Genomic DNA, 15,080 nt, shown 5'->3' with positions numbered 1-15,080 from the left:
ACGTCAGGTCGTCACGCGTTCACTCTCCGTGCGTAAAGATTCCGGGGTCCAGGCCGTCGGCGCGCGATGTCCCCCATTGGCGGCGCGACGGCTCCCACCTCCCTGGGGGTTCCACCACCTTGAACAGCAACACCTTCCGCATGCCCGCGGCCGCCCTGCTCGCCGCCGGAGCGGTCGCCCTGCTCACCGCACCCGCCGCCCACGCCACGGGCGGCTCCGGAGCCGCGGGCACGGGCAGCGCGGGCGGCTCCGGCAAGGCCGGCGCCGTCGTCCTGCGCGCCGGGCTCGACGTGGGCCTGCTCAACAAGACCGTCGACGTACCGCTCACGGCCACCTTGAACGAGGTCAGCGCGCCCGCCGACGCCGCGAAGACTGCCCTGACCGTCACCCTCGACGGAGTCGACAAGGGGCAGCCGGTGAACGTCCTGCGCGCCGACGTCGCCACCTCGAAGGCGACGGCGGACAAGACCGGGGCGCGGGCCGAGGTGAACCTGGTCCACGCCAAGGTCCACGTCCCCGGACTGCCCGCGCTCTCCCTGATCGAGGTGGAGAAGGTCACCTCGAAGGCCGTGTGCGAGCCGGGGAAGAAGCCGGTGGCCGGCTCCAACGTGCTCGGCACGGTGACCGCGCTCGGCAAGCGGATCACCCTCTCCGCGGGCGGCCCGACCAGGATCTCCGTCCCGGGCGTGGGCGAGGTCGACATGGAGCTCTCCGGTACGCGGACCACCTCGACCACCGCCGCGGCCGCCGCCCTGCGGCTCAAGGTGTCGGTGAACCCCGGCAACCTCAACGTCGCCCAGGTGACCGGCGAGGTGGTCCTGGCCGAGGCGCACTGCGAGGGCCCCGGCGGCATCGCGCCGTCGCCGGCACCCTCCACCGCGCCCTCGACGCAGGTCTCGGCGAAGCCGGCCGCCGTCGCGGACGTCAAGCCCCGGTCCGCCGGGGCGCAGGCCAACCTGGCGGAGACCGGGGCCGGTTCGGTCACCCCGTACGTGGCGGGCGGCGCGCTGCTGCTGCTCGGCATGGGTGCGGCGGCCCTCGTCGTGACCCGCAACCGGGGCCGCGGCCGGATCCAGTAGGCCGAGCCGAGCCGCGCCCCTAGCGGGTGGCGTGCGTCAGGCCCTGTTCGCCGGCCCCGCGCGAGAGCACGGCCTCCGTCACCTGCCGGTCGACGGCCGCGTACTCCGCCCGCTTCGCGGCGCCCAGAGCGGCGTCCGAGGCGGCGCAGGCGGCGCACACCACGCGGAACGGCGGGGTCATGTCCGAGTACTCGGTGAGGAACTCGGCCCTCGTCACCTCCCAGCGGCCCGGCCGCTCGGTCGACGGGGTGAAGGTGAAGCGCGGGATCGAGCCCATGTTGCCGCGCTTCATCTCCGGCGGCACGAAGCTGGCGACCTGGTCGCCCATCCCGTAGACCACCCACGTGCCGTTGACCTTCTCGTACGGCTGCGGCACGTGGTTGTGGGTGCCGAGGATCAGGTCGAGGTCCGGCCCGGCCTCGGTCCGCGAGGCGGTCAACGCCTGTGCCAGCTCCAGCTGCTGCTCGTCGGGGGCCGTCTGCCATTCGGTGCCCCAGTGCACGCTGAGCACCACCACGTTCGCACCCGCGGCCCGCGCCGCGCGGGCGTCGGCGATGATCCGCTGCTGGTCGATGAGGTTCACGGACCAGGGCTTGCCCTCGGGGACCGGGATGCCGTTCGTGCCGTAGGTGTACGACAGCTGGGCGACCTTCGCGCCGCCCGCCTCGAACAGGACGGGTGTGGCGGCCTCCGCCGCGCCGCGGGCCGAGCCCGTGTGCTTGATGCCGACCTGGTCGAGGTGGTCCAGGGTCCGGGCGAGGCCGGGGTATCCGGCGTCCAGCGTGTGGTTCGAGGCCGTCGAGCAGCTGTCGTACCCGGTGTCCTTGAGCGCGTCGGCCAGCTCGTGCGGGGCCTTGAAGGTCGGGTACCCGGTGAAGGGGCCGCCGGGCTCGCCGTACGGTATCTCGTGGTGGCACACCGCCATGTCCGCGGCGCTCACGACGGCCTTGACGCCCCCGAGTATCTTGCGGAAGTCGTGCCCGTCGCCCCCCGCGTCGAGGGCCGAGCGCTCGATGATCGACGGGTACGGGATGATGTCGCCCGTGGCGACGAGGGTGAAGGGCCGGGCGCCGGGCGGCGTGGTCGCGCCGCTCCTGACCGGCTCGGGCGCGTCACCGCCCAGCCGCTGCGCGGCCGCCGGGCGGCCCCCGTCGTCGAGCAGCCTCGGCACGGCGTAGACGCCCCCGGCGACGAGCGCGAGTCCGGCCACCCCCGTCGTGATCTTCGCGGACGTCCTCATCCTGGTCTTCCCCCGAACCTGCGGGCCGGCCGGTCCCGGCCACCGTGCGTGTCGGCACACTCTCGCACGGTCGTTCGTGCCGGGCGAGGGGAGACGGGAGGAGGGAGGCGCCCGGAACCGGTCAGGGCGACGTCAGCGTCAGCGCGTGGTCCAGCGCCTGGAGCAGCCGGCCCGTCGTCGCCCGGTCGCGCACCGCCAGCCGCAGCCAGGACCGGTCCAGCCCGGGGAAGGTGTCCCCGCGCCGGACGGCGAAGCCGAGGGCCCGCAGCCGGGCCCGCACCTCCAGTGCCCGGTCCACCCGGATCAGTACGAAGGGCCCGGCCGCCACCCCGGCCACCGTGACCTCGTCGAACTCGGCCAGCCCCGCCAACAGGTGAGCCCGGTCCACCTCGATCTGCCGCGCGGCGGCCTCCGCCTCGGCCAGCGCCGCCGGGGCCACGCACGCCTCGGCCGCCGCGAGTGCAGGGCTCGACACCGGCCACAGCGGCTGCGCCGCCGACAGCGCGGCGATCACGGCGGGCTCGGCCAGCACGTAGCCGATCCGCAGCCCCGCCAGCCCCCACGTCTTGGTCAGGCTCCGCAGCACCACCAGCCCGGGCACGTCCGTCCGCCCGGCCAGCGCCTCGCGTTCCCCCGGCACCGCGTCCATGAACGCCTCGTCGACCACCAGCGTCCGCCCCGGCCGGGCCAGCGCGGCCAACCCCGCCGCCGGGTGCAGCACCGAGGTCGGATTGGTCGGATTGCCGATGACCACGAGGTCCGCGTCCTCGGGTATCGCCGCCGGGTCCAGCCGGAAACCGTCCTCCGGCCGCAGCAGCACCCGCTCCACCCGGTGCCCGGCGTCCCGCAGGGCCGCCTCCGGCTCGGTGAACTGCGGGTGCACCACCACCGGCCGTACGGCGCCCAGCGCCCGCGCGATCAGCACGAAGGCCTCCGCCGCACCGGCCGTCAGCAGCACCCGCTCCACCGGCAGCCCGTGGCGCGCGGCCACCGCGGCCCGCGCCACCCGCCCGTCCGGATAGGCCGAAAGGGTGTCCAGCGAGGCGGCGATCCGCTCCTTGAGCCAGGCCGGGGGAGTGTCCGACCGGACGTTGACGGCCAGGTCCACCAACCGCCCCGGCGCGTCCACCAGCTCCGCGTCCCCGTGGTGGCGCAGGTCGTGCGCCTCCGCCCGGGCCACGGCGCAGGTGGCCGCCGCCGACTTCCGCTTGGGCACGAGCAGCTCACCGCCGCCCGCCAGCGCCGCCGCCTCGGCCACCGAGGGGGTCGCCGCCGCCGCCCGTACGGCCTCGCTCGGATGCGGGACCGCGATCCGCTCCAGCTCCTGGGGCCCGTACGTCAGCAGCGGTACGCCGAAGCGTTCCGCGGCGCCGGAGATCCCCGCCTCGGCGGCCTTCGACTCGACCGTGGCCAGCGCGGTGACCGCGGCCACCGCCAGCCCGGCGCCGCGCAGGGTCTCCTCGACCAGGGAGCAGATCTCCTCCGCCGTGACCCCCGAGCGCCCGCCGACTCCGACGACCACCCGTTCGTACCCGCTGTAACCGCCTTGCTCGCCCACCCGGGGTCCTCGCTCCCTCGACATCGTCAGCCGTCAACATTGCGTCGTCCGCCACCCCGCGCGTGAAGGTGCGCGCGGGCCCGGCAGTCGGTATTCAGGGGCCTATGGCCGTGATCGTGGCGTTGGGCGCGTTCCTGATGACGCTGGCGGGCGGGTGGACGGCGCAACGCGTCACCGACCGCCGCCACCTCGTGCTGGGCCTCGCCGGTGGACTGATGCTCGGCGTGGTGGGCCTGGACCTGCTGCCCGAGGCGATGAGGGCGGCCGGGCACGAGGTGTTCGGCGTCCCGCTGGCCCTGCTGCTCTTCGTGGCCGGGTTCCTCGTCGCGCACGTGGTGGAGCGGGTCCTGGCGGTCCGCCAGGCCGCGCACGGCGCCGAGAACGGCTCCGGACACGGCTCCGGCCACGGGGAACAGAGCGCCCGGGTCCCCCAGGTCGGCCTGACGGCCGCGGGCGCCATGGTCGGCCACAGCCTCGCCGACGGGGTGGCGCTGGGGGCGGCCTTCCAGGTCGGCGGCGGGATGGGGGTGGCCGTCGCGCTGGCCGTGATCACCCACGACTTCGCCGACGGGTTCAACACCTACACCCTGACGAGCCTGTACGGGAACGCCCGCCGCAAGGCCCTGATGATGCTCTTCGCCGACGCCGTGGCCCCGGTCGTCGGAGCCGCCTCCACCCTGCTGTTCACCCTTCCGGAGGAACCGCTCGGGGGATACCTCGGCTTCTTCGCCGGCATCCTGCTCTACCTCGCGTCCGCCGAGATCCTGCCCGAGGCGCACCACCGCCACCCCGCCCTGTCCACGCTGATGTGCACGGTGGGCGGCGTGGCGGGCATCTGGCTGGTCGTCGGCCTCGCGGACTGAGTTCACCCGGCGTCAGAACCGGAACCGGAAGCGGAACCCGCCGCCGCGCGCGCGGCGGCCACGAAGCGCCACGCCACCGACGGCTGGGCGGCCCAGTGGGTGTGCAGGTAACTCGCGTGGACGCCGCCCCGGACGAAGCCCTCGACCCGACGCTCGGGGTGGGTGAACCCCCATGCCGGAGCCGCCCCGGACCCGTCGGGGGCGTTGCCCGCGCCGGGGTCGATCACCGTGCGGTGGAACTCGTGCCCGCGCAGCCGGGTCCCGGCCGGCGCCAGCGGGCTGTCCGAGATCGCGACCGCCTCGCGGTAGCCGAGGGTGAGCCGGTCCGACATCCGTGCGTCGGCGTCCAGCACCCCGCACATCGGCTTCCCGTCCAGCGAACCGGCCAGGTAGAGCAGCCCGGCGCACTCGGCGGCCACCGGGGCCCCCGACGCGGCGAACGCGGCCACCGCGGCGCGCAGCGGCGTGTTGGCCGACAGCTCCGGCGCGTACATCTCGGGGAAGCCGCCGCCGATGACCAGCCCGGCCGTGCCCGCCGGCAGGGCCTCGTCCCGCAGCGGGTCGAAGGTGACGACCCGCGCACCGGCCGCGGTCAGCAGCTCCGCGTGCTCGGCGTAGGAGAACGTGAACGCGGGGCCGCCCGCGACGGCGACCACCGGGCGCCGCCCGGCGTCCGCGGCGGGGTCGTGCCACGCCTCGCCCTCGGGCACCCGCGCGGGGTCCCACGCCTCGCAGTCCAGCGGCGGCGCGGTCCGCGCCAGCGCCATCAGGGCCTCCAGGTCGCACCCCGCCCGCACCTGCTCGGCCAGCGCGGCCACCGAGGCCAGCGCGTCCGCTCGGCGCTCGGCGACCGGGACCAGACCCAGGTGCCGCGAGGGCGCCGCGACCTGCGGCACCCGGCGCAGCACGCCGAGCACCGGCATCCCGGCCTCCTCCAGCGCCTCCCGCAGCATCACCTCGTGCCGGTCGGAGCCGACCTTGTTGAGGATCACGCCCCCGATCCGCACCTGCGGGTCGAAGGACGCGAAGCCGTGCGCGAGGGCCGCCACCGAGCGGGACTGCGAGGAGGCGTCCACCACGAGCACCACCGGCGCCCGCAGCAGCTTGGCGACCTGCGCGGTCGAGGCCAGCTCACCGCGCCCGGCGGCCCCGTCGTAGAGGCCCATCACCCCTTCGACCACGGCGAGGTCGCACCCGGCCGAGCCGTGCGCGAACAGCGGACCGATCAGCTCCGGCCCGGACATGAAGGAGTCCAGGTTGCGGCCCGGGCGGCCGGTGGCCAGCGCGTGGTAACCCGGGTCGATGTAATCGGGCCCGGCCTTGTGCGGGGACACGGCGAGGCCGCGCTCCGTGAAGGCCGCCATCAGGCCCGTCGCGACGGTGGTCTTGCCGCTGCCGGACGACGGAGCGGCGATCACCAGGCGCGGGACGGTCACGGACGTCACCACTCGATGCCTCTCTGGCCCTTCTGGCCGGTGTCCATGGGGTGCTTGACCTTGGTCATCTCGGTGACCAGGTCGGCGAACTCCACGAGCTTCTCGGGGGCGTTGCGGCCGGTGATGACCACGTGCTGGGTTCCGGGACGGTCCCGCAGCACCTCGATCACCTCGTCCACGTCGATCCATCCCCAGTGCAGCGCGTACGTGAACTCGTCCAGGACGTACAGGGTGTGCGTCTCGGCGGCCAGGTCGCGCTTGACCTGCTCCCAACCCTCCTTGGCCGCCTGCTCGTTGTCGAGCTGCGCGTCGCGCTGGACCCAGGACCACCCCTCGCCCATCTTGTGCCAGACGACCGGGCCGCCCTTGCCCGTCTCGCCGAGGGCCTTGAGCGCGTTCTCCTCGCCGACCTTCCACTTCGCCGACTTGACGAACTGGAACACCCCGACGGGCCAGCCCTGGTTCCAGGCGCGCAGCGCCAGGCCGAAGGCGGCCGTCGACTTGCCCTTGCCGGGGCCGGTGTGGACGAAGACCAGCGGGCGGTTGCGGCGCTGACGCGTGGTGAGTCCGTCGTCGGGGACGACGGTGGGCTGTCCCTGGGGCATTAGGCGGCCTTCCTCTGGGTGCGGGTCCGGGTCTGGGTCTGCGTCTGGGTCCGGGTCTGCGTCTGGTGCGCGTGCTGGTTCTGCTTCTGGTTCTGGTGCTGCGCCGACACGGCGGTGCGCACGTCCTTCACGAGCCCGGCCAGCGAATCGGCCCGCAGCCCGTCGAGGGTCACGGCGGGACCGCCCAGATCGGTGGCCAGTACCCCGGCCAGACCGAGCCGGACCGGGCCCGACTCGCAGTCCACGACGACCGAGGCGACGTGCTGGCCCTGGAGCAGCAGCGCCGCCCGGCGCGCGAGCGCCCGGGCGTCACCGCCCGCCGCTCCCGCCGAGGTGGCGCGGCCGTCGGTGACGACGACCAGCAGCGGGCGGCGCGAGGGATCGCGGAGCCGCTCGATGCGCAGCACCTCGTGGGCCTTGAGGAGACCCGCCGCCAGCGGGGTGCGCCCGCCGGTCGGCAGCTGCTCCAGCCGGGCCGCCGCCGCGTCCACCGAAGAGGTGGGCGGCAGCGCCAGCTCGGCGCCGGTCCCGCGGAAGGTGATCAGGCCGACCTTGTCGCGCCGCTGGTAGGCGTCCAGCAGCAGGGACAGGACCGCGCCCTTGACCGCGCCCATCCGCTTGCGGGCCGCCATCGATCCCGAGGCGTCGACGACGAAGAGGACGAGGTTGCCCTCGCGCCCCTCCCGGGTCGCCTGGCGCAGGTCGTCCTTGCGCACGACCAGGCCGCGGCCGCTGCGCCCGCGGGCGAGTTGGTGCGGGGCGGCCGCCTGGACGGTCGCCGCGAGGTGCAGCTTGGTCAGCTGGCCCCGGGGGCGCTGGGCGCCGGTCGTGCGCCCGTGCGCGGTACGGGCCCGCGAGCGCCGTCCGGACGCGCCCTCGCCGAGCCCCGGGACGCTGAGCATCTTGGTCCGGAAGGGGTCCGCGGCCCCCACGGCGGCCTGGGTGGGACCGTCGGCCGCGTCGGCACGGGCCGGTGCGGGCTCCGCGGCGGGCTCGGGGTCCCCCTCCGGGGCCGACTCCGACGCCGGATCGCGGCCGTGGTCCTGGGGCGGCGCCCCGCCGTCGTCGGGCCCGCCGTCGGGTCCGCCGTCGGGTCCGCCTTCGGGTCCGTCACCCGGTCCGCCGTCCGTGCCGCCTTCCGGTCCGCCGTCGTCCGGGCCCTCCGGCTCGGGCTCCGGGTCGGGTTCCGGCTCCGGCTCCTCGTCCGGGAAGGAGTCGAGGATCTCGTCGAGCTTGTCCTCGTCCAGCCCCGGTGCGTCGAAGGGGTTGCGCCGCCGCCGGTGCGGCAGCGCCAGCAGCGCGGCCTGCCGCACGTCCTCCTTGCGCACGTCCGTCCGTCCGGCCCAGGCGGCCAGCGCGGTGGCGGTGCGCGCCATCACGATGTCGGCGCGCATCCCGTCCACCTCGAAGGCGGCGCAGGTCGCGGCGATCCGCATCAGGGCGCCGTCCCCCAGGACCACGCGGCCCAGCAGGGCCCGCGCCGCGACGACCCGGGTCCGTACGTCCGCCTCGTCCTCGGCCCAGCGCCCGGCGAAGGCCGCGGGGTCGTCCTCGTACGAGAGCCGGCGGCGCACCACCTCGACGCGCTGCGCGGGCTCGCGGGAGGCGGCGACCTCGACGGTCAGCCCGAAGCGGTCCAGCAGCTGCGGCCGCAGCTCGCCCTCCTCCGGGTTCATCGTGCCGACCAGCAGGAAGCGGGCGGCGTGCCGGACGGAGACGCCCTCGCGCTCCACGTAGGAGGCGCCCATCGCCGCCGCGTCGAGGAGCAGGTCGATGAGGTGGTCGTGCAGCAGGTTGACCTCGTCGACGTAGAGGATCCCGCGGTGCGCGTCGGCCAGCAGGCCCGGCTCGAAGGCCTTCACGCCTTCGGACAGGGCGCGTTCGATGTCGAGTGCGCCCACCAGCCGGTCCTCGGAGGCGCCGACCGGCAGCTCCACCATCCGCGCGGGCCGTGCCGTGCCCGGACCGCCCTCGTGCGGGCCGTCGGGGCAGGCCGGGTCGGGCGCGGCGGGCGCGCAGCTGAACCGGCAGCCCGCGACGACGTCGACCTGCGGCAGCAGCGCGGACAGAGCGCGGACGGCCGTGGACTTGGCCGTCCCCTTCTCGCCGCGCACGAGCACGCCGCCGACCGCGGGGCTCACGGCATTGAGCAGGAGCGCCAGGCGCAGGTCGGCCTGGCCGACCACTGCGGTGAACGGGTAGGGCGTGCTCATGCGTTGCTCACTCCTTGGGTGATTCCAGCCTCGCCGGCGTTGGAGGCGCGGGTCCGGGCGGAGCCCGGTTTCGGGAAGGGGCGGGTAGGGGAGAGCCCCCGCAGGCCCCGGGCGGCCGTCACGGCGCACCCGGGGGGAGGAACGGCAGGCCGGCGGGGGCGCCGTGCTCGATCAGCCGCAGCAGCGCGTCCGTGTCCGCGTGCTCCTCGATCAGGTCGCCGAGCAGGTCCAACTGCTCCTCCCGCAGGGAGCCGAACGATGTGTCGGGCGCCGGCACGAACCGCCGCCCGGCCGCGCGCGCGACCTCCCGCAGGAAGGCCCGCCGGAAGCCGTCGCTCTCCAGCGACCCGTGCCAGTGGGTGCCCCACACCTCGCCGACCCGGCACCCGTCCAGGAAGGGGGTCCCGCCCCGCACGTCGGCCACGCCGTGGTGGATCTCGTACCCCTGGACGCTCTCGCCGAGCGCCTGCCCGCTGGGCCGGGCGAGGGTCTTCTCCCGCGCGAAGCGGACGCGCACCGGCAGCAGCCCGAGCCCGTCGACGACCCCGGCCCGGGATTCGACCTCGTCGTCGATGGATTCGCCCAGGGCCTGGAAGCCGCCGCAGATGCCCAGCACCGGGCGCCCCTCGGCGGCCCGTCGGGCCAGCGCGTCGGCGAGCCCGCGCTCGCGCAGCCAGGCCAGCGCCTTCACGGTGCCGCGGGTGCCCGGTACGACGACCAGGTCGGCGTCGGCCAGTTCCTCGGCCCGGTCCACGAAGCGCACCACGACGCCCGGTTCGGCGGCCAGCGCGTCGACGTCCGTGAAGTTCGACATCAGGGGCACCGCGCAGACGGCGACCCGCAGCACGTCCTCGCCGACCGGCGGGGCGACCACGGATTCCCGTACGGCGCCGCGCAGGGAGACGCGCAGGCCGTCCTCCTCGTCGATGCCGAGGCCGTGCTGGAAGGGGAGCACGCCGTACGTCGCGCGCCCGGTCAGGCCCCGCAGCATCTCCATGCCCGGCTCCAGCAGGGAGACGTCACCGCGGAACTTGTTGACTAGGTAGCCCGCGATCAGCGACTGGTCCTCGGGGGACAGCAGCGCCGTCGTGCCGAAGAACGAGGCGAAGACCCCGCCGCGGTCGATGTCGCCGACCACGACCACCGGGAAGCGCGCGGCCCGTGCGATCCCCATGTTCACGATGTCCGTGCGCCGCAGGTTGATCTCGGCCGGACTGCCCGCCCCCTCGCAGATCACGGCGTCATACGTGCCCCGCAGTTGCTCCAGGCAGTCCGTGACGATGCCGAGCAGCTGTTCCTGGCGCCCTCCGTGGTAGCCACGGGCGCTCATCTCGCCCACCGGCTTGCCCAGCAGCACCACCTGGCTGCTGCTGTCGCTGCCGGGCTTGAGCAGCACCGGGTTCATCAGGGCGGTCGGCTCGACCCGGGCCGCCTGGGCCTGCATCGCCTGGGCGCGGCCGATCTCGGCGCCCTCCAGGGTGACGAAGGAGTTCAGCGACATGTTCTGGGCCTTGAAGGGGGCCACCTTCACGCCCTGGCGGGCCAGCCAGCGGCAGATGCCCGCCGTGACCACGCTCTTGCCCGCGTCGGAAGTGGTCCCGGCGACCAGGAGCCCCCCGCCGCGCCGTGCGCCGCTCATGCGCGTCCCTTCGCCTTCGTCGTACGGGCCGGACCGCTGCGGCCCGATGTGCAATGTGCCACCAACACCCGCAAGGACACGCAGGCCCCGAGGGAGATCCAGGTCACCCGACGCGACAGCCGCACGGCCCGCTCGATGTCCGCGACCTCGACCGGGCGGCCCGCCGCCCCGTTCAGCACCGCCCGGTGCTCCACGCGCCCGGCGTACGCCAGGGTCCCGCCGAGGCGGACCCCGAGCGCCCCGGCGAAGGAGGCCTCCACCGGTCCGGCGTTCGGGCTGGGGTGCGCCGCGGCGTCCGCGCGCCAGGCCCGTACGGCGCCCCGCCGGTCCGGTCCGGCCAGTACGGCGGCCAGCGCGGTCAGCCGCGCGCCCGGCCAGCCCGCGACGTCGTCGAGCCGGGCCGAGGCCCAGCCGTAGCGCAGGTAGCGGGGGGACTTGTGGCCGACCATCGCGTCGAGGGTGTTCACGGCGCGGAAGCCCAGCAGCCCGGGCACTCCCGCCAGGGCGCCCCAGACCAGGGCGCCGACGACGGCGTCGGAGGTGTTCTCGGCGACCGACTCCACGACGGCGCGGGCGATCTGCTGGTCGTCCAGGGCCTGCGGGTCGCGCCCGCACAGGTGCGGCAGCCGCTCGCGGGCCACCTCGGTGTCCCCGGCGGCGAGCGCGCCCCCGATGGCGCGGGCCTCGCGGCCCAGCGAGGTGCCGCCGACCACCGCCCAGGTCGCGGCGGCGGTCAGGGCGATGCGGGCGGCGGCGGGCCGGGAGCGCACGGCGCGGGCGCCGAGCGCGCCGACGGCGGCCGCGCCCCCGGCGCACACCAGGGTGTGGACCGCGCCCCGGGCGCGGCTCTTGCCCCACAGGGCTCGTTCGACGGTGGCGGCGGCCCGCCCGAAGGCGGCGACGGGATGCCCGCGGCGCGGATCACCGAGGATCCGGTCGCCGATCAGGCCGGCCGTCGCGCCGTACGCGAAAACGCGATCGGCACGCATGTGGCAGGTAGGTCCTCACTCAGGGTCCGCGCCCTGGTTCGACGTGTCCGGTGGCGAGAGTTCCTGGCTTCCGGGAGCCTTCGGCTCCTCGGTGACAGTGGCGGGACCGCGCCGGATTCGCACCGGACTTCCTCTTCATGCCGCCGTATTGGCTCGGGCAGTCCACCACGCACCGCGAACGCCCGTCAACTTGCCGTTGACCTGCGAAAGCTCCCCCCGGCCGCGGGCCGGAGGGAGCTTTCGGACGTGCTGGTGCGGGAGGGGCGCCCGGGGGTGTCCGGGGTGTCAGCTGACGATCAGGTAGATCGCGTAGCCGACGGCCACCGCGCACAGTGCGAAGCAGGCGTACGCGCCGGTGCGCGCCAGGTGGGCGGTGCCGCCCTGGCCGGTCGCGGTCTCGTGCTTCGACAGGCCCACGATGCCCAGGGTGAAGAGGGTCACGAGGGCGACGGTCGCGGAGAGGCTGACGCCGAACACGGAGCCGAGTGCTGCCCAGTCGATCTTCATACTGCCGATTCCTCTGTGGGTCAGACCGCGGCGGCGGGAGCCGCCGGTGCCGGGGGAGCGGCCGGGGCCGGGGTCGGGATGGTCGCCTTGAAGGCCTCGTCCGTGACCGCGGCGGTGGTGCCCGCGACCGGCGGGACGGCCACGGCGGCGATCGCGGTGGTGACCACGCCCGGTGCCTCGACCGTGGTGTCGGTGGGCTCGGCGGCCTCGTTCACGTTGGTGTGGTCGACGACCTGGCGGCGCGAGATCAGCCAGATGGCGACGCAGGAGCCGACGAGGAAGAGGGCGACGGCGGCCACGCCGACGTCACCGGTGCGCATGACCAGCTCGGCGCCCGCGGCCACCAGGGCGGCGGCCGGCAGGGTCAGGCCCCAGGCGATGAACATCCGGCTGGCGGTGGACCAGCGGACCACGCCGCCCTTGCGACCGAGACCCGCACCCATGACCGCACCGGAGCAGGCGTGGGTGGTGGAGAGGGAGAAGCCGAGGCTGGAGGAGGCCAGGATGACGCTCGCGGCCGAGGTCTGGGCCGCGAAGCCCTGCTGCGGCTGGAGGTCGGTCAGGCCGCTGCCCATGGTGCGGATGATGCGCCAGCCGCCGAGGTAGGTGCCCATCGCGATCGCCATGCCGGCGGAGACGATGACCCAGACCGGAGGGTTGGAGCCGGGCGCGAGCGCCCCGCCCGCGACCAGCGCGAGGGTGATGATGCCCATGGTCTTCTGCGCGTCGTTGGTGCCGTGCGCGAGGGAGACCAGACCGGCCGAGGCGATCTGACCGGCCTTGTAGCCCTTGGCGGAGGTCTTCTCGTCGACGTTGGCGCCCAGCTTGTAGGTCAGCTTGGAGGCCAGCATCGCGGCCACACCGGCGACGATCGGCGCGGCGATCGCGGGGAGCAGCACCTTGGTGACGAGCGTGTCGCCGTTGACGGCGCCGAGGCCGGCGGAGGCGACGGCCGCGCCGACCAGGCCGCCCATCAGGGCGTGCGAGGAGCTGGACGGCAGGCCGACCAGCCAGGTGACGAGGTTCCAGAGGATCGCGCCGACGAGCGCGGCGAAGATCACTTCCGGCTGGATGCCTTCTTCGTTGACCAGGCCCTTGGAGATCGTCTTGGCGACCTCCACGGACATGAAAGCGCCGACGAGGTTCAGCACGGCGGACATGGCCACCGCCGTCTTGGGCTTGAGCGCGCCGGTCGAGATGGTGGTAGCCATCGCGTTGGCCGTGTCGTGAAAACCGTTCGTGAAGTCGAACACGAGAGCGGTGATGATCACGATCCCGAGGAGAAGCGTTATGTGCTCCATTTACCCAGGCTTCTGTTTGACGTCAGTGGCTAGCCGACCGTAGGCAATCTGAGTGAACGGAAGATGAACTGGAACGGGCGGAGCGGTGTACCGGTCAGGGGTCGGTTTGGGGCCCTCGTCCCGGTTGATGGGTCGATACATCGATTTACGCACGTCAGGCCGGGGTTGACTACTGGCCGGACGGGGGCATTCCGGCCCGCCCGGCCACTCGCCCCGACGCCCGGACGAGATCCAGATCACGCCCGGAGCGGCGGCGGAGCGGAACCTGAGCGGAGGCGGAGCGGACCCCGCCTGGACCCTGGTCCGGACCCGGACCCTGCGGAACGCTCGGCTCCGCCGGCCGGGACCAACCGCTCCACTGGCCGGGGCGGGCGTGCCGGTCGACACTGGAGCGGTGCGCTCCGCAACGACGACGGCAGCGGCCGTCACCGCCACCCTCACCGCCGCCGCAGGCCTGGCCGCGGCGGCCACGGTCGCCGCGGTCGCGGTCGGCCGGCACGCGGCCGACGCGGCCCTGCGCAACGAGCCCGGCCGGCCGCTGCCCGGCGGGCCCCGGCTCAGCGTCCACTCCACCGCGGCGGACCGGGTCGCGCTGACGCTCTCGCTCGCCTCCCGGTGGCCCGGCACGTACGCGCTGGCCGCGCCCGGGGTGCACGCGGTCGTCGGGGCGGTCCTGCCCGACGCCCCGCACGCCCCGGACACCGTCGTGCGGCGGCTGGTGGGGGTCACCCACGGCACGCTGGCCCCCGGCACCCGGGTCCGCCTGACACCCCAGATCCACGTGGGCGACCCGCGCACCGCGCTCGGGCTCGACCACGCCGACGTCGACGTGCCGGGGGAGCTGGGCGCCCTGCCCGCGTGGTTCGTGCCCGCCGTCCGCGACACCTGAGTGATCACCGTCCACGGGCTCGGCGGCACCCGGGAACACCCGATGGTGGTCATGCCCTTCCTGAACCACCACCGCCTCCCGGTCCTCGACCTCGCCTACCGCGGCGACCTCGGCGCCCCCCGCCCGCCGGACGGCCTCGGGCACCTCGGCGCCTCGGAGTGGCGCGACGTGGACGCGGCCATCCGCTACGCCCTCCGCTTCGGTGCCCGCCGGGTCGTCCTGCACGGCTGGTCCACCGGCGCCACCATGGCCCTGCTCGCCGCGGAGCGCTCCGCCCTCGCCGGCAGGATCTCCGGCCTGGTCCTCGACTCCCCGGTGCTGGACTGGCGCACCACCCTGGAGCGGCTCGCCGCGGCCCGGGGCACCCCGGCCGCGCTGCTCCCGCTCGCGGTGCGGGCCGCCGAGGGCCGCACCGGGCTCCGGGTCGACCGGCAGCCCCCGGGGGCCGATCCGGCGGCGCTGCGGATGCCCGTACTGATCTTCCACGGGCCGGACGACGCCCTCGCGCCCTGGGAGCCCTCGCGCCGCCTCGCCGCGGCCCGGCCCGACCTCGTCACCCTGCGGACCGTCCCGGGCGCCCCGCACGGGGCGATGTGGAACGCGGATCCCGCGGGCTATGAGGAAGCCCTGCGCAGGTTCCTCACCCCTCTTATGTAGCCACCGTGACGGGAAGGGTGGTTTGCACCGTTATCGACCATCACCCTCCAGTGGTAACGAACGGTTCCGTTTGGGCTTTCGGGCGGTGACGGGCGAGACTGCTT

The 15,080-nt window shown here is 74.9% G+C and carries 10 protein-coding genes, 2 pseudogenes and 1 riboswitch; of the genes and pseudogenes, 3 read left to right on the top strand and 9 right to left on the bottom strand.

What is annotated here, in order from left to right:
- Nucleotides 1–119 precede the first annotated feature (119 nt).
- The gene (locus ACIBEA_RS08780) at nucleotides 120–1,079 is read left to right on the top strand and encodes an SCO1860 family LAETG-anchored protein (RefSeq protein WP_399259141.1); all 960 of its coding nucleotides are present in this window, start codon (nucleotides 120–122) and stop codon (nucleotides 1,077–1,079) included.
- Nucleotides 1,080–1,098: 19 nt separating this feature from the next.
- On the opposite strand, the gene ACIBEA_RS08775 is transcribed toward ACIBEA_RS08780, so the two are convergent.
- The gene (locus tag ACIBEA_RS08775; protein ID WP_399259140.1) at nucleotides 1,099–2,319 is read right to left on the bottom strand and encodes a CapA family protein; all 1,221 of its coding nucleotides are present in this window, start codon (nucleotides 2,317–2,319) and stop codon (nucleotides 1,099–1,101) included.
- A gap of 121 nt (nucleotides 2,320–2,440) precedes the next feature.
- Nucleotides 2,441–3,901 (bottom strand): Rv2231c family pyridoxal phosphate-dependent protein CobC, encoded by a 1,461-nt coding sequence (gene cobC / locus ACIBEA_RS08770; RefSeq protein ID WP_399259139.1) that lies wholly within the window; start codon nucleotides 3,899–3,901, stop codon nucleotides 2,441–2,443.
- A gap of 80 nt (nucleotides 3,902–3,981) precedes the next feature.
- On the opposite strand from cobC, the gene ACIBEA_RS08765 reads away from it, so the two are divergent.
- Nucleotides 3,982–4,740, top strand: a complete 759-nt coding sequence (locus ACIBEA_RS08765; protein WP_399259138.1) for a ZIP family metal transporter — start codon at nucleotides 3,982–3,984, stop codon at nucleotides 4,738–4,740.
- 2 nt (nucleotides 4,741–4,742) lie between these two features.
- On the opposite strand, the gene ACIBEA_RS08760 is transcribed toward ACIBEA_RS08765, so the two are convergent.
- From ACIBEA_RS08760 to ACIBEA_RS08730, 7 genes and pseudogenes are all read right to left on the bottom strand, one after another.
- Nucleotides 4,743–6,176 carry a cobyrinate a,c-diamide synthase gene (locus ACIBEA_RS08760; RefSeq protein WP_399259137.1) on the bottom strand — a complete coding sequence of 478 codons (1,434 nt, stop codon included), beginning with the start codon at nucleotides 6,174–6,176 and terminating at the stop codon, nucleotides 4,743–4,745.
- A 5-nt stretch (nucleotides 6,177–6,181) separates the two neighbouring features.
- Complete coding sequence (gene cobO, locus ACIBEA_RS08755) at nucleotides 6,182–6,781, bottom strand: cob(I)yrinic acid a,c-diamide adenosyltransferase (protein WP_399259136.1); 600 nt, start codon at nucleotides 6,779–6,781, stop codon at nucleotides 6,182–6,184.
- Complete coding sequence (locus ACIBEA_RS08750; protein ID WP_399259134.1) at nucleotides 6,781–8,994, bottom strand: putative cobaltochelatase; 2,214 nt, start codon at nucleotides 8,992–8,994, stop codon at nucleotides 6,781–6,783. Before ACIBEA_RS08750 ends, cobO begins: the two co-directional genes overlap by 1 nt.
- 7 nt (nucleotides 8,995–9,001) lie before the next feature.
- A pseudogene (locus ACIBEA_RS08745) lies at nucleotides 9,002–10,633 on the bottom strand (cobyric acid synthase).
- Complete coding sequence (locus ACIBEA_RS08740) at nucleotides 10,630–11,622, bottom strand: cobalamin biosynthesis protein (protein ID WP_399259133.1); 993 nt, start codon at nucleotides 11,620–11,622, stop codon at nucleotides 10,630–10,632. The pseudogene ACIBEA_RS08745 and the gene ACIBEA_RS08740 overlap by 4 nt, the downstream one beginning before the upstream one ends.
- A 34-nt stretch (nucleotides 11,623–11,656) precedes the next feature.
- Nucleotides 11,657–11,804, bottom strand: a riboswitch (cobalamin riboswitch).
- A 103-nt stretch (nucleotides 11,805–11,907) separates the two neighbouring features.
- Entirely contained in the window at nucleotides 11,908–12,129 is a 222-nt protein-coding gene (locus ACIBEA_RS08735; RefSeq protein WP_354382247.1) for a hypothetical protein, read from the bottom strand.
- A gap of 20 nt (nucleotides 12,130–12,149) precedes the next feature.
- Nucleotides 12,150–13,430 carry an anion permease gene (locus ACIBEA_RS08730; protein WP_399259132.1) on the bottom strand — a complete coding sequence of 427 codons (1,281 nt, stop codon included), beginning with the start codon at nucleotides 13,428–13,430 and terminating at the stop codon, nucleotides 12,150–12,152.
- A 394-nt stretch (nucleotides 13,431–13,824) separates the two neighbouring features.
- Here ACIBEA_RS08730 and ACIBEA_RS08725 point away from each other — a divergent pair.
- Nucleotides 13,825–14,976 (top strand): annotated as a pseudogene (locus tag ACIBEA_RS08725) (alpha/beta hydrolase).
- Nucleotides 14,977–15,080: the final 104 nt, after the last annotated feature.

This window comes from Streptomyces sp. NPDC051555 (genome assembly GCF_044454405.1).
Lineage (GTDB): Bacteria > Actinomycetota > Actinomycetes > Streptomycetales > Streptomycetaceae > Streptomyces.
The sequence above is the reverse complement of the archived record's forward strand: the minus strand, read 5'-3'. Positions and strand labels throughout refer to the sequence as shown.